Annotated in this window: 22 protein-coding genes and 1 tRNA gene; 12 read left to right on the top strand and 11 right to left on the bottom strand. The window is 70.2% G+C overall.

The window, feature by feature from the left end; all coding sequences use genetic code 11:
* Positions 1-143 precede the first annotated feature (143 nt).
* The 3 genes from ACFCVM_RS10575 to ACFCVM_RS10565 all read left to right on the top strand — a co-directional run bounded on the left by ACFCVM_RS10575 (position 144) and on the right by ACFCVM_RS10565 (position 2,712).
* Positions 144-1,355: a hypothetical protein gene (locus tag ACFCVM_RS10575; RefSeq protein ID WP_375836134.1), complete on the top strand. Its 1,212-nt coding sequence runs from the start codon at positions 144-146 to the stop codon at positions 1,353-1,355.
* 92 nt (positions 1,356-1,447) lie between these two features.
* A complete protein-coding gene (locus ACFCVM_RS10570) occupies positions 1,448-2,194 on the top strand; it encodes a DUF2306 domain-containing protein (protein ID WP_375836133.1) in 747 nt (248 codons plus the stop codon).
* A gap of 122 nt (positions 2,195-2,316) precedes the next feature.
* Positions 2,317-2,712 (top strand): SHOCT domain-containing protein, encoded by a 396-nt coding sequence (locus tag ACFCVM_RS10565; RefSeq protein WP_375836132.1) that lies wholly within the window; start codon positions 2,317-2,319, stop codon positions 2,710-2,712.
* Between the two features lie 45 nt (positions 2,713-2,757).
* Here ACFCVM_RS10565 and ACFCVM_RS10560 read toward each other — a convergent pair whose 3' ends face one another.
* On the bottom strand, positions 2,758-3,462 hold the full coding sequence (locus ACFCVM_RS10560) for an SOS response-associated peptidase (protein ID WP_375836131.1): 705 nt from the start codon (positions 3,460-3,462) through the stop codon (positions 2,758-2,760).
* A 382-nt stretch (positions 3,463-3,844) separates the two neighbouring features.
* Positions 3,845-3,918 (bottom strand) — tRNA-Gly (locus ACFCVM_RS10555).
* Between the two features lie 127 nt (positions 3,919-4,045).
* Here ACFCVM_RS10555 and ACFCVM_RS10550 point away from each other — a divergent pair.
* Both ACFCVM_RS10550 and dcd read left to right on the top strand, forming a co-directional pair.
* Positions 4,046-4,894, top strand: coding sequence for a hypothetical protein (locus tag ACFCVM_RS10550; protein WP_375836130.1), 849 nt, complete (start codon positions 4,046-4,048; stop codon positions 4,892-4,894).
* Between the two features lie 61 nt (positions 4,895-4,955).
* On the top strand, positions 4,956-5,561 hold the full coding sequence (gene dcd, locus ACFCVM_RS10545; protein ID WP_375836129.1) for a dCTP deaminase: 606 nt from the start codon (positions 4,956-4,958) through the stop codon (positions 5,559-5,561).
* A gap of 12 nt (positions 5,562-5,573) precedes the next feature.
* Here the strand turns inward: dcd and ACFCVM_RS10540 are convergent, their stop codons facing one another.
* Positions 5,574-5,966 (bottom strand): DUF4267 domain-containing protein, encoded by a 393-nt coding sequence (locus ACFCVM_RS10540; protein ID WP_375836128.1) that lies wholly within the window; start codon positions 5,964-5,966, stop codon positions 5,574-5,576.
* A gap of 69 nt (positions 5,967-6,035) precedes the next feature.
* On the opposite strand from ACFCVM_RS10540, the gene ACFCVM_RS10535 reads away from it, so the two are divergent.
* Positions 6,036-6,599 (top strand): TetR/AcrR family transcriptional regulator, encoded by a 564-nt coding sequence (locus ACFCVM_RS10535; protein ID WP_375836127.1) that lies wholly within the window; start codon positions 6,036-6,038, stop codon positions 6,597-6,599.
* A 45-nt stretch (positions 6,600-6,644) separates the two neighbouring features.
* Here ACFCVM_RS10535 and ACFCVM_RS10530 read toward each other — a convergent pair whose 3' ends face one another.
* Complete coding sequence (locus ACFCVM_RS10530; RefSeq protein WP_375836126.1) at positions 6,645-7,547, bottom strand: alpha/beta hydrolase family protein; 903 nt, start codon at positions 7,545-7,547, stop codon at positions 6,645-6,647.
* Positions 7,548-7,626: 79 nt separating this feature from the next.
* Here ACFCVM_RS10530 and ACFCVM_RS10525 point away from each other — a divergent pair, with 79 nt between their 5' ends.
* Positions 7,627-8,286, top strand: a complete 660-nt coding sequence (locus ACFCVM_RS10525) for a TetR/AcrR family transcriptional regulator (protein ID WP_375836125.1) — start codon at positions 7,627-7,629, stop codon at positions 8,284-8,286.
* Between the two features lie 50 nt (positions 8,287-8,336).
* Here ACFCVM_RS10525 and ACFCVM_RS10520 read toward each other — a convergent pair whose 3' ends face one another.
* Both ACFCVM_RS10520 and ACFCVM_RS10515 read right to left on the bottom strand, forming a co-directional pair.
* A complete protein-coding gene (locus ACFCVM_RS10520) occupies positions 8,337-9,125 on the bottom strand; it encodes a hypothetical protein (RefSeq protein ID WP_375836124.1) in 789 nt (262 codons plus the stop codon).
* Positions 9,126-9,129: 4 nt separating this feature from the next.
* Complete coding sequence (locus ACFCVM_RS10515; RefSeq protein ID WP_375836123.1) at positions 9,130-9,963, bottom strand: FadR/GntR family transcriptional regulator; 834 nt, start codon at positions 9,961-9,963, stop codon at positions 9,130-9,132.
* Positions 9,964-10,069: 106 nt separating this feature from the next.
* Between ACFCVM_RS10515 and ACFCVM_RS10510 the strand changes: the two genes are divergently transcribed.
* The 4 genes from ACFCVM_RS10510 (at position 10,070) to ACFCVM_RS10495 (ending at position 14,197) form a co-directional block, all read left to right on the top strand.
* A complete protein-coding gene (locus ACFCVM_RS10510) occupies positions 10,070-11,164 on the top strand; it encodes an ABC transporter ATP-binding protein (protein WP_375836122.1) in 1,095 nt (364 codons plus the stop codon).
* Positions 11,165-11,204: 40 nt separating this feature from the next.
* The gene (locus ACFCVM_RS10505) at positions 11,205-12,383 is read left to right on the top strand and encodes an ABC transporter substrate-binding protein (RefSeq protein ID WP_375836121.1); all 1,179 of its coding nucleotides are present in this window, start codon (positions 11,205-11,207) and stop codon (positions 12,381-12,383) included.
* Positions 12,384-12,452: 69 nt separating this feature from the next.
* Positions 12,453-13,385 carry an ABC transporter permease gene (locus ACFCVM_RS10500; protein WP_375836120.1) on the top strand — a complete coding sequence of 311 codons (933 nt, stop codon included), beginning with the start codon at positions 12,453-12,455 and terminating at the stop codon, positions 13,383-13,385.
* Between the two features lie 11 nt (positions 13,386-13,396).
* Positions 13,397-14,197, top strand: a complete 801-nt coding sequence (locus tag ACFCVM_RS10495) for an ABC transporter permease (protein ID WP_375836119.1) — start codon at positions 13,397-13,399, stop codon at positions 14,195-14,197.
* A gap of 73 nt (positions 14,198-14,270) precedes the next feature.
* Here the strand turns inward: ACFCVM_RS10495 and ACFCVM_RS10490 are convergent, their stop codons facing one another.
* The gene (locus ACFCVM_RS10490) at positions 14,271-15,017 is read right to left on the bottom strand and encodes a MarR family winged helix-turn-helix transcriptional regulator (protein ID WP_375836118.1); all 747 of its coding nucleotides are present in this window, start codon (positions 15,015-15,017) and stop codon (positions 14,271-14,273) included.
* Positions 15,018-15,225: 208 nt separating this feature from the next.
* On the bottom strand, positions 15,226-15,600 hold the full coding sequence (locus tag ACFCVM_RS10485; RefSeq protein WP_375836117.1) for a hypothetical protein: 375 nt from the start codon (positions 15,598-15,600) through the stop codon (positions 15,226-15,228).
* 9 nt (positions 15,601-15,609) lie between these two features.
* Between ACFCVM_RS10485 and ACFCVM_RS10480 the strand changes: the two genes are divergently transcribed.
* Positions 15,610-15,888 carry a MarR family winged helix-turn-helix transcriptional regulator gene (locus ACFCVM_RS10480; RefSeq protein WP_375836116.1) on the top strand — a complete coding sequence of 93 codons (279 nt, stop codon included), beginning with the start codon at positions 15,610-15,612 and terminating at the stop codon, positions 15,886-15,888.
* 13 nt (positions 15,889-15,901) lie between these two features.
* Here the strand turns inward: ACFCVM_RS10480 and ACFCVM_RS10475 are convergent, their stop codons facing one another.
* Genes ACFCVM_RS10475 through ACFCVM_RS10465 form a run of 3 tightly spaced genes read right to left on the bottom strand, consistent with a single transcriptional unit; the run spans position 15,902 to position 18,528 of the window.
* Positions 15,902-16,324, bottom strand: a complete 423-nt coding sequence (locus ACFCVM_RS10475; protein WP_375836115.1) for a hypothetical protein — start codon at positions 16,322-16,324, stop codon at positions 15,902-15,904.
* Between the two features lie 51 nt (positions 16,325-16,375).
* Entirely contained in the window at positions 16,376-17,500 is a 1,125-nt protein-coding gene (locus ACFCVM_RS10470; RefSeq protein WP_375836114.1) for an ABC transporter ATP-binding protein, read from the bottom strand.
* Entirely contained in the window at positions 17,497-18,528 is a 1,032-nt protein-coding gene (locus ACFCVM_RS10465) for an ABC transporter permease (RefSeq protein WP_375836113.1), read from the bottom strand. Before ACFCVM_RS10465 ends, ACFCVM_RS10470 begins: the two co-directional genes overlap by 4 nt.
* Position 18,529 lies beyond the last annotated feature (1 nt).

Genomic DNA, 18,529 nt, shown 5'->3' with positions numbered 1-18,529 from the left:
CGCGCTCGTGAACGTCGCCGGGGAGCAGGCACGGCGTCGTCGTCCTTGACGCGCCGGATCGTCGTCGGCGAAGCTCTCGGAGGGGGACCGCTCGCACCGTCGAGCGGCGATGAGGGCGTGCGCGCCCTCGGAACGGGGGATCGATGAGGAATCGCCATGCCATCGGAGCTGGAATCGCGGTGACGGTCGTCGCCGCGTTGTCGTGTTCGGCAGCGGCGGCACCCGCGCTCGCGCTCGACCTGGACGGACCGGGCACGACCTCGGTGCCCGTCGAGATCGTCGAGTCGCCCGGCATCGGTCCGACGCCGACCATCACGATCACGGTCGGCGGCGCCGAGCTCACGCTCAACCTCGACACCGGGTCGAACGGCCTCGTGCTGCGGCCCGGGGTGGTCGTGCCCGACGCGGTCCCGACGGGCATCACGCACCACGCGAACTACGTCTCGGGCGGTGTCACCGGCGCGGTCGAGCTCGCGACGATCGAGTTCGGCGATCTCGCCATTCCGAAGGTCCCCTTCCTGCTCGGCAACGAGCTCACATGCCCCGACTGGGAACCGCAGCCATGCACGCCGCCCGAGCGGTGGCCGCTGCACCCGTCCGCCGTCCAATCCGACGGCATGCTCGGCATCGGCCAGGCGGGCGAGGCCGCCATCCTCGAATCGCCGCTCGGCTTCGCACTCGGCAGCGCGGGCGAGGGCTTCACGCTCGATTTCACGGATCCGTCGAACTCCCGGCTCGTGATCGGCCCGGTTCAGGTTCCCGACGGGTCGACCTGGGTGCATCAGGAGCCCGGCACCGGCCGCTACGCGAACGGGATGCCGCGCTACCAGAAGCCCGTCGGGATCACCTGGACGATCGGAGACGTCCGCTCGCACCACACGACCGTCTTCGACACCGGCGAACCGATCGCGCACGTCTTCGCCGACGTCTACGGCACGCTGCCGCAGCAGGCGCACCTGCTCGATCCCGGCCAGTCGGTCGCGCAGGCCGGAGCCGATGTCGCAGCGCCGTTCAACTCGTTCACGACGACGGCGATGGACGAGCCGGGCGGGGTGGTGAAGCTCGACACCACCACCGACAACGGCGGGCACTACAACACCGGGCTCGGCTTCTTCCTGCACCGTGCCGTGCACTTCGACTCGGTGAACGGGCGCATCGTGTTCCTCGCCGAAGCGCCGGCACCCGCCACTCCAGCCCCTGCGCCGGCAGCGGCCGGGGCCGAGCCCGCGCTCGCCGAATCGGGCCCGCCGCTCGACCCGCGTGCGGGCGTGTGGCTCGCGGTGCTCGCGCTGGGCCTCGGCGTCGTCGTCACATCGTCGCACCGGGTGCGACGCCGCCCGCGATCGGACGGCTGACCGGAGCGCGCTCGGGAGGGGGGTTACCACCCGGACGGATCAGGGGGACTGCTCGATGCCGGCGGCAGATCGCGATGGTCAGGATGGCGGCCATGAGCATCGGGAACCGGACCACGACCGCAGCAGCACCCCAACCGTCGGTATCGAAGGGGAAGCCGGCCCCGCCCGCTATCGCGACGCGTGCGGGGTGGACGTGGCTGCTGCTGTCATCGCTCGCGATCGCCGTCTACGCCGTCGTGCCCTACCTCACCGCGTCGCTCGCCGCGCTCTCGGAGGACGGGGTGGGCCTCGCGTCGAACTACGACGGCCGGCCCTGGTTCGTGCAACTCGCGTTCATGGTGCACATCATCGCAGGCGGCGTGGCGCTCGTCGTCGGGCCGCTGCAGTTCTGGCGCGGGCTCCGTTCGCGGCATCCGCGTGTGCACCGATGGACCGGCCGCGCCTACCTCATCGCCGTGCTGATCGCCGGCGTCGCCGCCCTCGTGATGGCTCCGTTCAACTCGGCGGGCCTGGTGGGCTTCTTCGGGTTCGGCGCCCTCGCCGTGCTGTGGATCGCGACCGGCCTGCGCGCCTATCGCGCGATCAGGGCGGGGGATGTCGCGAGCCACCGTGCCTGGATGATGCGCAACTTCGCGCTGACGTATGCGGCGGTCACGTTGCGCCTCTGGATCGGCGTGCTGCTCGGCGTGCAGGCGCTGCCCGGCGGCGAGTTCGAGTTCGAGGCCGCGTTCGACAACGCCTACGCCGCGGTGCCGTTCCTCTGCTGGATCCCGAACCTCATCGTGGCGGAGTGGCTGATCCGACGCCGAGGGCTTCCGTCGTACGCCCTGCCGGGGTGAGCCGCGTGGCCTCTCCCGTGCGGGGCGGGGGCTGCGCTAGGTTGTGACGGAAGGACCGAGGGCGCCGTCACGGTGCCGATTCTGCGCGCCGGGGATCCGGCACTGTCGAAGGGGCGATCACCATGTACTTCCTCAACAGCGTCTGGGACTGGTTCTGGTTCTGCTTCTGGATCTTCGCCTACGTCGCGTACCTGTTCGCGCTCGTCTACATCCTGATCGACATCTTCCGCGACCACAGCCTCAACGGCTGGTTCAAGGCGCTGTGGGTGCTCTTCCTCGTCTTCGTGCCGTTCGTCACGGCGCTGGTCTACCTGATCGCGCGGGGCAACGGCATGGCCGAGCGCTCCGCCCGCAAGCAGGTCGAGTACCAGGAGTACTCCGAGGAGGAGATCCGCGCGACGTCGTTCGCGAACCCGGCCGACGAGATCGCGAAGGCGCAGGCGCTTCGCGAGCAGGGGCTCATCACCGATGGCGAGTTCGACGCGCTGAAGAACAAGGCGCTCGGCGGCAAGTTCTGACCCGAGCAGTCCGGTTCGGGCCGGCGCCGTTCGCGCCCACCGGCGTCAGGCGATCGGCTCGATGAGGGTCGGGTCGCCGGGGTCGACGGCTCGGGAGTTGTTGACCCTCCGGTCGACCTCGTAGTTCGAGATCGATCGGGCCACGCGCTCGGATTCGGCCGTCATGAGTTCGAGCATCTCGGCCTTGCCGGCTTCGTCGAGCTTCACGGGCGCGAGGTACTCGTTCCAGGCGTCGCGCTCGAGGAAGACGGGCATGCGGTCGTGCACCTCGCCAGAGGCATCCCGAGCCTCGCGCGTGATGATCGACGTCGAGACCTCCCACTCGTCGCCCACCTTGCGCGCGGTGTAGATGCCCGCTGCGGCGAGCAGCGGTGCGTCGCCGTGCAGGAACCAGGCCTGCTTGCTGCCCGGCTCGCCCGTCCACTCGTAGTAGCCGCGCATGGGCACGAGGCAGCGGGACGAGGCGAAGGCGCCCTTCCACAGGCCGTTGGTGGCGACCGTCTCGATGCGCGTGTTGAACTGCGGGCGCTTCGACTCCTTCATGAACGAAGGGCGGAAGTTCCACACCGCAGGGTCGACCGAACGCCTGACCTCACCGGTCTCGCTGTTCTTGCGTTCGCGCACGATGGGCACGACCTCGGTCGGTGCGATCGAGAACTGGGGCCGCCAGTCGCGGTAGTCGCCGCCCTCGGCGACGAACTCCTGGATGAGCTCGTCGATCTTTGCGTCGTTCGCGAATCGTCCGCACATGCTGCCAGTCTGCACCAGGCCGCCGACACGCGGCCAGCGATCGCCGTCGTGCGGCAGGGCGAGGGCCGCCGGGCCGGTGAAGGGGTCTCACCGGCCCGGCCATCGATGACCTACGCGGGTAGGGTCGCGGTTCCATCGATGGCGCACGCACGAGCGCACGCGTCACTTAGAGGCGGAGAGCCGATGGCCCCCTCCTGCTCTCCGTCCGTCCATCACGACCGGTAATGAGGAGGCTGCGAACCCGAATCGCAGTCGCCGCCGATCGTGGTGGTGCATCGAGGCTATCACCAGATTCACCCCCGTTGGGGGGTAGGCGCGCGAGTGGCGACTTTCGCGTGTCGAGGTGGGAATCTGCAGCCGGTGATCGGGGCCATGCCGGTCGTGGAGCGGATGACGGGAATCGAACCCGCGCTATCAGCTTGGGAAGCTGAAGTTCTACCATTGAACTACATCCGCATGCGGCATCCTGAGGATGCAGCGATCACCATCGTATCAATGCTCCCGATGCGCTCCGCCACCCGGTCTCCGGATTCCTCCCGATCATGTGCTGCGAGGGGCATCCACGATGCGGCATGCTCGACCCATGGGGGAGCATCGGAGTCGTCTCATCGCCATGGCCGGCGTGTTCGCGGCCGTCGTCGCGTTCACCGCGTGCTCGACGCCGCCTTCGGAGCGCGGCCGCCTCGAGCGGCTGCTCGACGAACAGGCGATCTCTGCGGCCGGTGACGCGGGGTTCATCTCGCAGTCCACTGGTCTCGACGAACCCGCCGATGGCATCGCCGAGTACGCGCGCCGCATCGCGTTCGATCTCTCGCGCACGGGTGTGGAGCCGGCGCAGGGCGCCGGATGGCAACCGGGCTCGCCCGACCACGCCGATCCGTTCATGCTCGTCGGCATCGAATCGTACGATGACGCCTCCTGGCAGGAGCCGGTGGGCGCCCTCGTGCTGGGAAGCCGGCTCACCGAGGCATCCGTCGAGGGCGCGCCGCAGCGCGACTACTGCATCAGCCTCGAGTTCGATCGCTGGGGGTTCGTCGACGGCGGCGCGAGCACCGTCGACTGCTCGAGCCCGCTCGTCGCGGTCGCGCCCCCCGCGGACGCTCGCGCGGTGATCCCCGAGCAGGCCGAGTCGGTCGCGATCGCCGTGCTCGCGGCATCCGCCGCTGCACCGGCCGATGAGATCGCTGCCGCCGTCGCCGCGCAATTGCCGCAGGAGCCCGACGGGCCGCCGATCGCCGAGGTGCAGGTGGCGCGCGACGGCGACCGCGTCGGACTCGCGATGCGCGACGCCCACGACTGCCTGCTGGTGCGCAGCGAGAACGGGGTCGCCGAGCGCCTGTACGTGCCGGATGTCCTGCTGCAGCCGGGCGAGCTCGGATGCGGCGCCGAGACGGCGCTGATGCCCGACGAGGCGTTCCGCTCGCCGCACTGAGCGCCTCGGGTCGGCTCGCCCCCGGCCGCCCGGGGTCGGACCGCGTTGCTACGCTGGCAGCGTGCTGCTCTCAGATCGTGACATCCGGGCCGAACTCGACGCGAACCGCATCGGGCTCGAGCCGTACGAACCGGGCATGATCCAGCCCTCGTCGATCGATGTGCGCCTCGACCGGTACTTCCGTCTCTTCGACAACCACAAGTACCCGTTCATCGACCCGGCCGAAGACCAGCCCGAGCTGACGCACCTCATCGAGGTGCGGCCCGACGAGGCGTTCATCCTGCACCCGGGCGAGTTCGTGCTCGCCTCGACGTACGAGGCGGTCACCCTGCCCGACGACGTCGCCGCGCGCCTCGAGGGCAAGAGCTCGCTCGGCCGCCTCGGCCTGCTCACGCACTCGACCGCCGGCTTCATCGACCCGGGCTTCACGGGCCACGTCACGCTCGAGCTGAGCAATGTCGCGACCCTGCCGATCAAGCTCTGGCCGGGAATGAAGATCGGCCAGATGTGCTTCTTCCGCCTGTCGTCGCCGAGTGAGCGGCCCTACGGCTCGGCCGAGTATGCGAACCGCTACCAGGGTCAGCGCGGGCCGACCGCGTCGCGCTCCTTCCACCGGTTCCACCGCACGGATGTCGGTGTCACCGACGCCGGCTCGCGGGGAGACTGAGCCCTCGGGCGGTCAGAGAAACAGCAGCACGGCCGCGACGATCATCACCGTCGCCGTCGAGGCGTGGACGCCGAGGGCGATCGCCAGCCGGCCGTGGTTGCGGATGATCATGAGCGCATCGCCGATCGGGATGAGCGCCTCGATGAGCAGGATGACGGCCGCCGCAGCCGGCCCGAAGAAGACGAGCATCGCGACGACGACGAGCCCCGACACGATGTCGCGCGGCCCCTTGATGTGCTGCCACGGGGTCGTCTCGGGCGTGATCGCGCTCGTGAAGCCGAAGCCCTGCGCGGTCGCGGCCGGCACGATGAGGTACGAGATGCCGACGTAGACGATGCCCACTGCGACGACGAGCGCGAGGGCCGCGCCGATCCAGGTCGCCGGGGTGAACTGTGCGAGATCCATGTGATTCCTTTCGTTGAAAGATTTATTGCGACGCTAGCATTCCTTTCGATCGAGCGATAGTCTCGGTTCGTGGCAACGAGTGAACGCATGGCGCGGCGACGCGAGCAGCGGCGGGGTGCGATCCTCGCGGCGGCCCGCGAGTTCGCTGAGGCCGAGGGCTGGCCGGCGGTCACGTCGCGCCGCCTCGCCGATGCGATCGACTACACGCAGCCGGTCATCTACTCGCATTTCGAGTCGATGGACGCCGTGATCGACGCGGTCGCGGTCGAGGGCTTCGGTGAGATCGCCGACGCGCTCGCCCGGGCTCGTGCCGGCGCGCCGCACCCCGAGCAGGCGCTCGAGGCGGTCAGTCGCGCCTACCTGGGGTACGCCGCGGCGCATCCCGCCATGTACGACGCGATGTTCGTGCGCGGAACCGGGCTCGCATTCGCCGACGCGCGCACCCTGCCGCAACTCGTCGCGGGCTTCTCCGAGATCCGCGCGGCGGTGCAGCCGTTCACCGAGAACCCCGACACGCTCGCCGAGGTGCTGTGGGCGAGCCTGCACGGTTTGACGATGCTGCAGCGCACGCGTCGCGTTCCGGGCGACGGCGAGGATCGACTGGCCGCGCTGCTCGCGCTCATCACGAGCTGACGAGCTGACGAACCGTCTGGGGCCGGTCGTCCGCGGCGCCGCTCGTCAGGCGGCCGCGCGCGTCGCTTCGGGCTCCACGCTCGATACGTCACTCGAGACCAGGAACTCCATCACCGCGTCGAGCGTGGCGTCGGCGCGGAGCACCCGGTTGTGCCCGAGCCCCTCGGTCGCGAGCAGTCGGGCATGGTCGCGGTTCGCCGCGAGCAGCCGCTCGGACTCGGCGAACGGCACCCGCCGGTCGCCCCGGTCGTGCACGAGGAGCAGCGGCGTGGCGCTTGGCAGCGGATGCCGCACCGCCGAGTAGCGCTCGAACGGGTCGGGCTCTCCGGTGAGGACGCGGTCGGCGAACCGTGCCGCGAGGGCGTCGCGGGTGCGAGCGTCGAGGCCGAGCATCTCGCCGAATCCGTCGACGAAGATGCGCGGATCGGCCGCGCCGGCGATGCCGACGACCCGCGTCGTCGGAATGCCGTCGTGCGTCGCCACGAGCGCCGCGAGCGACCCGAACGAGTGCCCGACGAGCGCATGCCACGGCCCCTCGCGGCGGGTGAGCTCGGCGATGACGTCGAGGTGGTCGACGAGGTAGGTGCCGCGGCCGGGGGAGTCGCCGTTGGCTGGGGCGTCGAAGGCGAGCACGCGGAAGCCCTCGCTGCGGAGTTCGCGGATGAGCGGACCGAATACGCTCGCGCGCGACTGCCACCCGTGCGCGAGCAGCACCGTGCGTTCGCCGGCGCCCCATTCGTAGGTGACGACGTCGACGCCCGTTCTGCGCAGGCCCGGGATGCGCACGCTGCCGCGCCGGGCCGCCCGATGCGTCGCGAGGTCGGTGCCGGCGACCGGCGTGCGGCGGCCGACGCGCATGAAGAGCGGCAGGGCGAGGGCCGCGCCGAGATCGGGGGAGACGCGCGATGCGGCGCGTACTCCGGTGGCGATGGCGGATGCTGCTGACATCGTGCTCCTCGGATCTGCTCGGTAACAATACGAACGGTCGTACGCATACTATACGAACGATCGTGCGTACAATCAAGGCATGATCGAGACCGATGGGCGACGGCTGAAGGGCGATGCGTCGCGTCGCCTCGTGCTCGAGCACGCCGTCGACCTCGCCTCGGTCGACGGCCTCGACGGGCTCTCGATCGGTCGCCTCGCCGAAGCCGCGCACGTCAGCAAGAGCGGGGTCGCCACCCTGTTCGGCACGAAGGAGCGCCTGCAGCTCGCCACCGTCGAGACGGCGCGCCTGCGCTTCGTCGCGAGCGTCATCGAGCCGGCGCGGGTCGAGCCCCGAGGCATCCGTCGTATCGTCGCCCTGCTCGACGGCTGGATCGCCTACTCGCGCGGTCGCGTGTTCGCGGGCGGATGCTTCTTCGCCGGTGTCACCTCCGAGTTCGACACCAAGCCGGGGCCCGTGCGCGACGCGCTCGCCGCGGCCCTCACCGAGTGGAACGGCTACATCGCCGCCTCGTTCGGCTACGCCGTCGCCCAGGGCGAGGTCGGCACCGACGAGGACCCGCAGCAGTTCGCCTTCGAGGCGACCGCGTTGCTCGATGCCGCGAACACGCGCTCGCTCCTCAGCGGCTCGAACCAGCCGTACGTCTTCGCCCGCCGCGCGCTCGCCACGCGCCTCCGCGCCGCCGGGGCGGATGCAGTGGTCGTGGCACGGCTCGCCGACGTCGACGACCTCGCGGCCTGACGACCTCGCGGCCTGACGACCTCGCGGATCGGTGGTCGAGTCGCCCGGTCTCAGGCCGACGCGAACACGAGCGCGAGCGTCGTGTCGCCGCACGGGACGACGAACTGGCCGCCCGGCAGCACGCTCGCCGATGCCTGGCCCTGGTGCTCGTGCAGCGGCGCGAGCACCGAGGCGAGCCCGTCGAGCCGGAGCAGGGCTCCGGTCGCATGCCGCGAATCGGTCGAGGCGACGATGCGGCCCGACGCGTTCACGAGCGTGCACGGATGCCCCGACTCCCGCAGCACCGGCAGCAGCTCCTGCTCGAGGCGGGCGACGTACGCGTCGGTGCCCACGACTCCGGCCATCTCACCATCGACCATGACGGGGGTCGTGATCGTGACGGTGTAGTCGTCGGTGCAGAGGTAGTCGACGTAGGGGCCCGTGAGGTGCCGGGTGCCGGTGCGTGCCGGCGTGCGCCACCACTCGAGCGTCGTGTAGTCGCGGAACTGCTCGGCGTCGGGATCGCTCACCGCGTCGAGGCGGCGCACGCCCCCGTCGGCGGCCGCGCGGAAGGTGTTGGTGCCGCTCAGCCACCACGCGAGGTGCCACGGTGCATCGGAGAGGAATCCGGGCGCCGCGACGAAGCCCGCACCCGTGATCAGCGCTCTGGAGTCGTCGAGCGCCGGGCGCACGAGCTTCGCGATGACGGGGTCGAGCGCGGCAGCGGTCGGATCGGCCGCGACGGCGAGCCGGGCTTCGAGCACGTCGCGCCAGGTGTCGATGAGCGCGAACAGCGGATCGATCGTGGCGGCGATGCGGTGGGCGATGGTGTCGGCTGCGTTGGCGACGGTGGTGGTCATTTCCTCACCCCTTCCGGTCTACGGCACCCGGTGCCGGTTGCGGGCCCGGCTCGGGGGACTCGAGCCGAGCCTTCTCATCGATGAGCCACTCGGTGGCGGATGCGATGTGGTCGGTGGTCGCGCGGCGTGCGCGTGCGGGGTCGACCCCGCGGATCGCCTCGATCACCTCGACCCGTGCCTGCCTACTGCGGTCACGATACGCCTGTTCGCGCAGGCACAGCCAGAGCAGGGGGCCGGATTCCGCCTGCAGGCGGAGCTCCTCGTGCACGAGCCTGGGTGACTGGCTCACGGCGGCGATCTCGAGCTGGAACCTGCCCACCGCCCTCCGAGCGCCGCCGGGGGTGGCGAGGTCGGCGCGGGCGTCGATCTCGACGAGGCTCGCGAGGTCGTCGTCGCTCGCACGATCGGCGGCGACCTCGGCCGCCATGCCCGCGATCGCGGCGTAGTGCAGCGAGAGGTCTCGCAGTTCGATGCGGCTGAGCGCGCGCACGCGCGCGTCGATCATGCGCATGGCGGCGTCGCGGTCGTGGGTGACGAAGCTGCCGCCGTCGCGGCCGCGGCGGGTGAGCACGAGTCCCTTGTCGCGAAGGGCGACGAGCGCCTCCCGGGCGGTGACCACGGCGACGCCCAGGCTCTTCGCGAGCTCGGATTCGCTCGGCAGGCGCTCGCCGTCGCGGAGCACGCCCGCGACGATGGCATCCGTCAGTCGCTGTTCGACGAGTTCTGCGCGGCCGGCGCCCTCGAGGGGGGAGAACACGACCGCATGCGTCGCATCGGAGCGGCTGGTGGCCTGCGGCATCCGACCTCCCGTGCTCGTGTCGCTGCTGATCTGTGACACGACCGTAACACGAGGGTCTGGACATTTACATCTGGAGTCATATGATTTGGAATTGACGAACATCTGGAACCAGATGATTGAACCAGTCAGCATCGAAGGAGATGTCATGACCCAAGCGCAGCCGGCGATCCGACTCACGGGGCTCACGAAGGAGTTCGGCGCCGTCACGGCCGTCGACAATGTCGACCTCGAGATCGCGGCGGGCGAGTTCTTCTCGATGCTCGGCCCCTCGGGCTCGGGCAAGACCACCGTGCTGCGGCTCATCGCCGGGTTCGAACAGCCCACTGGCGGGGCCATCGAGCTCTTCGGCGAGGATGTCACGAAACGCGCCCCGTTCGACCGCGACGTGAACACGGTGTTCCAGGACTACGCGCTCTTCCCGCACATGAGCGTGCTCGACAACGTGGCCTACGGGCTGCGCGTGCGCGGCCTCGGCAAGAAGGAGCGCAACGAGCGCGCACGCCGCGCGCTCGCGAGCGTGCGGCTCGAGCAGCTGGCCGACCGCAAGCCGTCGCAGCTCTCGGGCGGCCAGCGCCAGCGCGTCGCCCTCGCCCGAGCCACCGTCGTCGAGCCGAAGGTGCTCCTCCTCGACGAGCCGCTCGGCGCCCTCGACCTGAAGCTCCGCGAGCAGATGCAGGTCGAGCTCAAGCAGATCCAGCGCGAACTCGGCATCACTTTCATCTTCGTCACCCACGACCAGGAGGAGGCGCTCACGCTCTCGGACCGCATCGCCGTCTTCAACGCCGGCCGGATCGAGCAGCTCGGCACCCCTGCCGAACTCTACGAACGGCCGGTCTCGCGCTTCGTCGCCGACTTCGTCGGCACCTCGAACCTCTTCGATCCCGAGCACTCGCTCGCCCTGCTCGAGCGCGTCGGCCATCACTCGCTGCGCCCCGAGAAGATGACGGTCGGCGCCGAGGCCCAGCACGGCGAGGGCGTCCGGAACGCGCCGGGCACCATCGTCGAGGCGATCTACCTCGGCAGCGGCGTCCGGCTCGTCGTCGACCTCGACGCCGGGCCCCGCGTGAGCGTCCTCGAGCAGAACGTGCGCGGCCGCGCGCACGACGACGAGCACGGCGACCGGGTCGTCGTCTCGTGGCACGACGGCGACGTGGTCGCGATCGACGGTACGGCCGTCGGCCCGCAGAACCCGACCCCGACCGCGTCGATCGGCGCGATGCTCCCCGGCACCGCCGGCTGACGCATCCCGACTGCACCACCAAGAGAAACAGGAGAGAACCATGATGCGAATGCGGAACGCGCGACGAGGCGCGACCGTCGGACTCGCGATCGCCTCGATCGCGATGCTCACCGCCTGCGGCACCTCGGGCGGCGGAGGCGGAGGCGGCGACGAGGCCGCGACCGAGCTCGGCGAGATGGAGGGTCAGCTCTCGGTGCTCGCATGGCCGGGCTACGCCGAGGACGGCGCGAACGACCCGGCCGTCGACTGGGTCACGCCTTTCGAGGAGGACACCGGCTGCGAGGTCACGGTCAAGACGTTCAACACCTCCGACGAGGCCGTCAACCTGATGAAGACGGGCGACTACGACGTCGTGTCGGCCTCGGGCGACGCCTCGCTGCGACTCGTCGCGGGCGACGACGTACAGCCTGTGAACATGGAGCTGACGCCGAACTACGAGAACGTCTACGACTTCCTCAAGGACAAGGCGTGGAACACCGTGGACGGCGAGAACTACGGCATGCCGCACGGCTACGGCGCGAACCTGCTCATGTACAGCACGGACGTCTTCACCGAGGCGCCCACGAGCTGGGGCGTCGTCTTCGACGAGTCCGACGCCTACGCGGGCAAGGTCACGGCCTACGACTCGCCGATCTACATCGCCGACGCGGCCATGTACCTCATGGCCACGCAGCCCGACCTCGGGATCGAGAACCCCTACGCGCTCGATGAGGAGCAGCTCGCGGCCGCCGTCGACCTGCTGAAGACGCAGCGGGCGAACATCGGCGAGTACTGGTCGGACTACCTCAAGGAGATCCAGGCGTTCACGACCGGCGACAGCGTCGTCGGCACGACGTGGCAGGTCATCCAGAACGTCGCCGCGGCCGAGGGCGCACCGACCGACGTCACCGTCCCCGAAGAGGGCGTGACGGGATGGTCGGACACGTGGATGATCTCGTCGGGCACCGAGAACCCGAACTGCTCGTACGCGTGGCTCGACTACATCGCGAGCCCCGAGGCGAACGGCCAGGCCACCTCGTACTTCGGCGAGGCGCCGTCGAGCGACGAGGCGTGCGACTTCCGCGAGGACTGCGAGGCCTACCACGCCGGTGACGCCTCGTACGCGGAGAACATCTGGTACTGGACCACGCCGATCGAGGAGTGCATCGACGGACGCACCGACGTGCAGTGCACCGACTACTCGGCATGGACCGAGGCCTGGCAGGAGATCAAGGGCTGACGCAGCCCGACCTTCGGGGCGGCCCGTCCGCCGGGCCGCCCCGTTCCCGCTCGACACGACAGGACACGCATGACGACGAACACCCGGGCGACCGCGCCCGCACCGGCGCACCCCTCGGTTCCGCGCCCGCGGCGCACGCCCGCGCGCGCGGCATCCGTCTTCCTCAGCACCCACCCGCGCACCAGGCTCGCGCTGCTGCTCAGCGCCCCGCTGTTCTGGCTCGGCGTGGTCTACATCGTGGCGCTCGTGCTGCTGCTCGTCACCGCGTTCTGGTCGGTCGACAGCTTCACGGGCGAGATCACGACCGAGTTCACGCTCGACAACATCGTCGAGGTCCTGACCGGGTCGCTGTACCAGACCGTCACGCTGCGCACCCTCGGCGTCGCGCTCGCCGTCACGCTCATCGACGTGGCGCTCGCGCTGCCGATCGCGTTCTACATGGCGAAGGTCGCGAGCCCTCGGATGCGGCGGGTGCTGCTCATCATGGTGCTGACGCCGCTCTGGGCGAGCTACCTCGTCAAGGCCTACGCGTGGCGCTCGGTGCTCTCGCAGGACGGCATCCTCGACTGGCTGGTCGCACCGTTCGGCGGCCAGACGATCGGGTACGGGCTGCCGGCGACGATCATCACGCTGTCGTACCTGTGGCTGCCGTACGTCATCCTGCCCATCTACGCGGGGCTCGAGCGGGTGCCCGACTCGCTGCTCGAGGCATCCTCGGACCTCGGTGGACGGACGTGGCCGACCATCCGCCTGGTCGTCTTCCCGCTCGTGCTGCCCGCGATCATCGCGGGCACGATCTTCAGCTTCGCGCTCTCGCTCGGCGACTACATCACGGTCAACATCGTGGGCGGGGCGAGCCAGATGCTCGGAAACCTCGTCTACACGAACGTGGGTGCGGCGAACAACCTGCCGCTCGCCGCCGCGATCGCGCTCATCCCGATCGTGATCATCTTCGGCTACCTCTTCCTCGTGCGCCGCACCGGCGCCCTCGACAACCTCTAAGGGACGAACGCATGCGATTGTCGCGGCCATTCCGCATCACCCTCGGCGTCATCACCACGGCGATCCTGATCATCATCTACGTGCCGCTGTTCGTCGTGCTCGTGAACTCGTTCTCGACGTCGACGTCGCTCACCTGGCCCCCGCCGGGATTCACGCTCGAGTGGTGGGGCAAGGCGTTCCAGAGCGCCGGCGCCCTCGACGCGGTCGGCACGAGCGTCGCCGTCGCGCTCGTCGCGACGGCCGTCTCGCTCGTGCTCGGCACGCTCATCTCGCTCGCGCTGCAGCGGTTCGAGTTCTTCGGGCGCGAGGCGATCAGTCTGCTGGTGATCCTGCCGATCGCCCTGCCGGGCATCATCACCGGTATCGCGCTCAACAACTTCTTCCGCACGATCATGGGGGTGCCGCTCTCGATCTGGACGGTCGTGATCGCGCACGCGACCTTCTGCATCGTGACGGTGTTCAACAACGTGATCGCGAGGCTCCGCCGGCTCGGCCTCAACCTCGAGGAGGCGTCGGCCGACCTCGGCGCCGGGGTCTGGACGACGTTCCGACTCGTCACCTTCCCCCAGTTGCGCTCCGCCCTCCTCGCGGGCGGCCTGCTGGCCTTCGCGCTGAGCTTCGACGAGATCATCGTGACGACGTTCACTGCGGGCTCGGGCGTGACGACACTGCCGATCTTCATCCTGAACAACATGTTCCGACCGAACCAGGCGCCGATCGTCTCGGTGATCGCCGTCGTGCTCGTGCTCGTGTCGATCATCCCGATCTACATCGCGCAGCGCCTGTCGGGCTCGGAGGCCGAGCGGCGCTGAGGTCGGGCGACGGATGCCGCGACAGACGAGGGACCCGCCGGCGGCGGTCCCTCGTGGTGTGGAGCGGTCCTGGTCAGGCGCGGTTGCGACCGCGGCCGTGGCCTGCGGGGCCGTGGCCCTCGTGACCGTGGTCGCCGTGCTCGCGCGGGTGGCCGTGCTGGCCGGCATCGCCGTGCACGTGCACGTGGACGTGCATGTCACTGCCGGCGGCGCCATGGCCGTGGCCGCAGCGGCCGTGGCTCTCGCCGTGGCCGCGACCTGGCCAGTCGCGGTGTCCGCGACCGTGCCAGTCGCCGTCGCGCGGGCCGAAGCCCTCGCCGTGGCGGCGGCCGAAACCCTCGCCGTGCTGACGGCGGCCGAAGCCGCGGCCGTGGCGACGCGGCATCCGCTCGCCTTCGACCCAGCCGAGCTCGCCGGCGATCGCCTCGAGCGAGGCCATCGTGGTGGCGAAGTCCTCGGGGCTGACGGCGCCGGCGACCTTCGCCCGCAGCGTTGCGACGCGCTCCTGCAGTGAGGCGCGGGCGGTCTCGCCGGCCTCGGTCAGGCGCCAGGCGCCGGGTTCGCCTTCGACCCAGCCGCGCTCGACGAGGGGCTCGACGCGCTCGGGGCGCGCTGCGAGCCGCTCGCTCATGCGCGGGTCGGTGACGGTGCCCGCCACGAGGTTGAGTCGCCGCCAGTCGCGGCGGGTGATGCCCTCTTCGGCGAAGAGCTCCCGCATCGCCTCGTCGAGGCGGCGGTCGATGACCCGGAGCCAGAAGCCGAAGGGGCGGGGGCTCGTGGAGTCGTCGGAGGTGTTCTGAGTGTTGTCGGGGGTGGTCATGGGTGTTCCTTTCCTGACGCGGTGCGCGTCGGTGTCGCGGGCGGCACTGGAGGCTCGCCCGCAGAGGGCGGGTGCGCTCGGGCGGCGTTCGCTCAGAAGGCGTTCGCACGGACCCGGGTGGAGCACCCGATCAATTGCATGCACTGTAGCATGTATATGTACAATGACATACATGAACGCATCGAGTCAAGTCCCTCCCGGAGGACACTCAGGGTCGGATGCCGCGGGCTCCGCCCCGAACGACCCGATCACGCTGATCGAGCAGGCCCTCGTGACGATGCGCCGCGATCAGGAGCGCCGACGGCTGCAGCGCAGGGCCGAGCACTTCGGCCAGGAGGGGCACGACGGGCACGGCGGCGACCGCGGGCACGGCCACGGGCGTCGCCCGGGGGAGCACCCTGAGCACCCTGAACACGATGAGCACGGCGACCCGTTCGGGCACGACCGTCGCGGCCACCGCGGCGGCCCCGACGGTTGGGGAGGCCGGGGCCGCGGGCGCGGCCCGGGCGGCGGACCCGGCCGGCACGCTCTCGCGCACGCGGCGCGCTTCCGCCTGCTCGACGCCCTTGCGGGCGCAGAGCACCCGCCGTCGGTGAGCGAACTCGCCGAGGCGATCGGCGTCGACCAGCCTCGCGCGAGTCGGCTCGTGCAGGCGGCGGTCGAGGCGGGCCACGTGCGCCGCGAGGCGGACCCGTCGGACGCCCGGCGGAGCGCCCTCGTGCTCACGGCCTCCGGCCGGAAGCTGCTCGAGAGCGCCCGCGACACGCGCCGCAGCGCGGTCGAGACCGCGCTCGCTGCATTCACGCCCGAGGAGACCGCCGAGTTCGCGCGCCTGCTCTCGCGCTTCATCGAAGCGTGGCCGCGCGACTAGACGCGCGGCTGCATCACCCGGCTCCGAGCTCGGAAGCGGCAGGCGGCAGGGGTCTCGAGATGTCTTCGGTCGCGGCGGCGCGGAGTTCTCTTCCCGAGCTCACCAGCACGTGGCCGTCTACCGCGAGGTCTTCCGGGATCGAAGCCGCCTGATCGTCCCTGACGATGCACACTCGCCCACCAATGGGCAGCACGACCCAGTCGCCGGCCACCGCTGCGTCGAAGATCACGTTCCAGGCAAGTTCACCCGCGATGCGAGTGAACATCAGCGAATGCAACGGCATCTCACTGGCGCCGTAGACGTCCGCCGAGCCGTCGGCAGTCACGACTCTGGCACCGCCAGTATCGAGCATCGGCCCGAGTACGAGCTTCCCGACCGACACGCTTCGGTCCGCAGGGGCATCCGAGAAGTCCTGCAGATAGACGTCGAAGCTCACGGTGTCATCATGATCGAATCCGGAGCCGTTGGGTAGATCGGCTCCGCCCCCTCACCTGACTGCGAGCTCCTCGGGCACCTCGACGGCGGGGAACCCGGCCGCCTCGACCCGGGCCGGGTCGTGCCGCAGGCACGCCACCGATCGTCGCGGGTCGTCGTCGACGACGTCGGGACGCACGAGCTCGGGCGTCACCGTCGTGCACGCGTCGAACGCGAACGCGCAGCGGTCGCGGAACGCGCACCCACCGCCGAGCTTCGAGAGATCGGGCGGCGAGCCGGGGATGCCGGTCAGCTCGCGTCGCGGTCCGCGGAGCGGTGGGAACGAGTGCAGCAGCGCCGACGAGTACGGATGCCGCGGCCGCTGGTAGACGTCGAGCGCCGCGGCATCCTCGACGATCTCGCCCGCGTACATGATGGCGATGCGGTCGGCGATCTCGATCAGCAGCGACACGTCGTGCGTGATGAAGATCACCGAGAAGCCGAGCCGCGCGCGCAGCTCGGCGATCTGCTCGACGATCTGGCGCTGCATCACGACGTCGAGCGCGGTCGTCGGCTCGTCCATGATGAGCACCTGCGGGTCGAGGGCGAGCGCCATCGCGATCATGACGCGCTGCCGCATGCCGCCCGAGAGCTGGTGCGGGTACGAGCGCAGCCGGTCGGGCGAGATGCCGACGAGTTCGAGCAGCTCGGCCGAGCGCTCGAGCGCCTCGGCCTTCGAGATGCCCGGTCGATGCGCCATGATGCCGTCGGCGATCTGCCGGCCGATGCGGAACACGGGGTTCAGCGAGTTCATCGCGCCCTGGAAGACGATCGCCATGTCCTGCCAGCGCGATGCGCGCAGCTGCGCGTCGTTCAGCCGCAGGATGTCGGTCTTCGTGCCGTCGCGGTCGGTGAAGAGCACCTCGCCGCCCGTGATGAGCCCGGGCGGCGGCAGCAGCCGGGTCGCCGCGTACGCGAGCGTCGACTTGCCGCAGCCCGACTCGCCCGCGAGCCCGAGCACCTCGCCGCGGCCGAGCGTCAGCGACACCTGCCGCAGCACGTGCACGGGGTCGTCGTCGTAGCCGTAGTCGACCGACAGGTTCCTGATCTCGAGCACGGGGTCGGATGCCGCTGCGGCACGCGTGCTCGCGGAGGCATCCGTCATCGTGGACGGGTCGAATGCGCCGGCGGCGGTCATGCGCGGTCCTCCTTCGCTTCGTGCACGACGGGCGTGAACCCGATGCGGGGGCGGATGCCGCGCTTGCGCAGCGTCTTCGCGTTCATGCCGGTCGAGCGCAGGCGCGGGTTCACGAACTCGTCGATGCCGAAGTTGATGAGGGTCAGGCCCATGCCGAGCAGGGCGATGCAGAGCCCGGCCGGGATGAACCACCACCACGCGCCGCGCTGCAGGGCGAGCTGGCTCTGCGCCCAGAAGAGGATCGTGCCCCAGTTCCAGTCGCTGCCGGAGCCGATGCCGATGAAGGCGAGCGTGATGAGCGAGAGCACCGCGAACGTCACGGTGCCGACGAAGCCCGAGGCGATGATCGCCGTGAGGTTCGGCAGGATCTCCCGCGTGATGATGCGCCAGGTGCCCTCGCCGTTGGCCCGCGCCGCCTCGACGAAATCGCGGCGGCGGAGCGAGAGGGTCTGGGCGCGCAGCACGCGCGCACCCCACGCCCAGCCGGTCACGGCGATGACGACGGCGACCGTCAGGCCGCCGGCGCTCGGCAGCTGGCCGGCGATGATGATGATGAGCGGCAGCTGCGGGATCACGAGGAACACGTTCGAGAGCGCCGAGAGCGTCTCGTCGCCGACACCGCCGAGGTAGCCGGCGGCGATGCCGACGATCACGCCGATGACGGTCGCCAGGATGCCGGCGACGAAGCCGACCACCATGACGCCCCGGGTGCCGACGATGAGCTGGGAGAGGATGTCCTGGCCGAGGTGGGTGGTGCCCATCCAGTGCTCCCACGACGGCGGCTGCAGCAGGTCGTCGCTCTGCGCGCTCGGGTCGTAGGGGGCGATCCAGGGCCCGATGATCGCGATGAGCGTGAAGAACCCGAGGATCACGAGACCGGTGACGGCCTTCGAGTTGCGGAGGAACAGGAACTTCGTGGGTCGTCGCCTGCCGGGTGTGCGTGCCGCCGAGACCACGCCGGTCTGCGGAGCCTGCGACGGGATCGCGAGCTCGTTCGTCTCTTCGACGATGCTGGAGTCGATGGTCATC

The organism is Agromyces sp. NPDC056389 (assembly GCF_042262385.1).
Classification (GTDB): domain Bacteria; phylum Actinomycetota; class Actinomycetes; order Actinomycetales; family Microbacteriaceae; genus Agromyces.
This window is presented reverse-complemented; position numbering and strand designations above follow the sequence as displayed.

Excerpts from the sequence above, each read along its gene's own strand:
- ACFCVM_RS10505 (WP_375836121.1), top strand. The coding sequence starts at position 11,205 with ATGATGCGAATGCGGAACGCGCGACGAGGCGCGACCGTCGGACTCGCG.
- ACFCVM_RS10470 (WP_375836114.1), bottom strand. The coding sequence starts at position 17,500 with ATGACCGCCGCCGGCGCATTCGACCCGTCCACGATGACGGATGCCTCC.
- ACFCVM_RS10575 (WP_375836134.1), top strand. The coding sequence starts at position 144 with ATGAGGAATCGCCATGCCATCGGAGCTGGAATCGCGGTGACGGTCGTC.
- ACFCVM_RS10500 (WP_375836120.1), top strand. The coding sequence starts at position 12,453 with ATGACGACGAACACCCGGGCGACCGCGCCCGCACCGGCGCACCCCTCG.
- ACFCVM_RS10565 (WP_375836132.1), top strand. The coding sequence starts at position 2,317 with ATGTACTTCCTCAACAGCGTCTGGGACTGGTTCTGGTTCTGCTTCTGG.
- ACFCVM_RS10570 (WP_375836133.1), top strand. The coding sequence starts at position 1,448 with ATGAGCATCGGGAACCGGACCACGACCGCAGCAGCACCCCAACCGTCG.
- ACFCVM_RS10560 (WP_375836131.1), bottom strand. The coding sequence starts at position 3,462 with ATGTGCGGACGATTCGCGAACGACGCAAAGATCGACGAGCTCATCCAG.
- ACFCVM_RS10540 (WP_375836128.1), bottom strand. The coding sequence starts at position 5,966 with ATGGATCTCGCACAGTTCACCCCGGCGACCTGGATCGGCGCGGCCCTC.
- ACFCVM_RS10495 (WP_375836119.1), top strand. The coding sequence starts at position 13,397 with ATGCGATTGTCGCGGCCATTCCGCATCACCCTCGGCGTCATCACCACG.
- ACFCVM_RS10465 (WP_375836113.1), bottom strand. The coding sequence starts at position 18,528 with ATGACCATCGACTCCAGCATCGTCGAAGAGACGAACGAGCTCGCGATC.
- ACFCVM_RS10525 (WP_375836125.1), top strand. The coding sequence starts at position 7,627 with ATGATCGAGACCGATGGGCGACGGCTGAAGGGCGATGCGTCGCGTCGC.
- ACFCVM_RS10550 (WP_375836130.1), top strand. The coding sequence starts at position 4,046 with ATGGGGGAGCATCGGAGTCGTCTCATCGCCATGGCCGGCGTGTTCGCG.
- ACFCVM_RS10530 (WP_375836126.1), bottom strand. The coding sequence starts at position 7,547 with ATGTCAGCAGCATCCGCCATCGCCACCGGAGTACGCGCCGCATCGCGC.
- ACFCVM_RS10520 (WP_375836124.1), bottom strand. The coding sequence starts at position 9,125 with ATGACCACCACCGTCGCCAACGCAGCCGACACCATCGCCCACCGCATC.
- ACFCVM_RS10510 (WP_375836122.1), top strand. The coding sequence starts at position 10,070 with ATGACCCAAGCGCAGCCGGCGATCCGACTCACGGGGCTCACGAAGGAG.
- ACFCVM_RS10490 (WP_375836118.1), bottom strand. The coding sequence starts at position 15,017 with ATGACCACCCCCGACAACACTCAGAACACCTCCGACGACTCCACGAGC.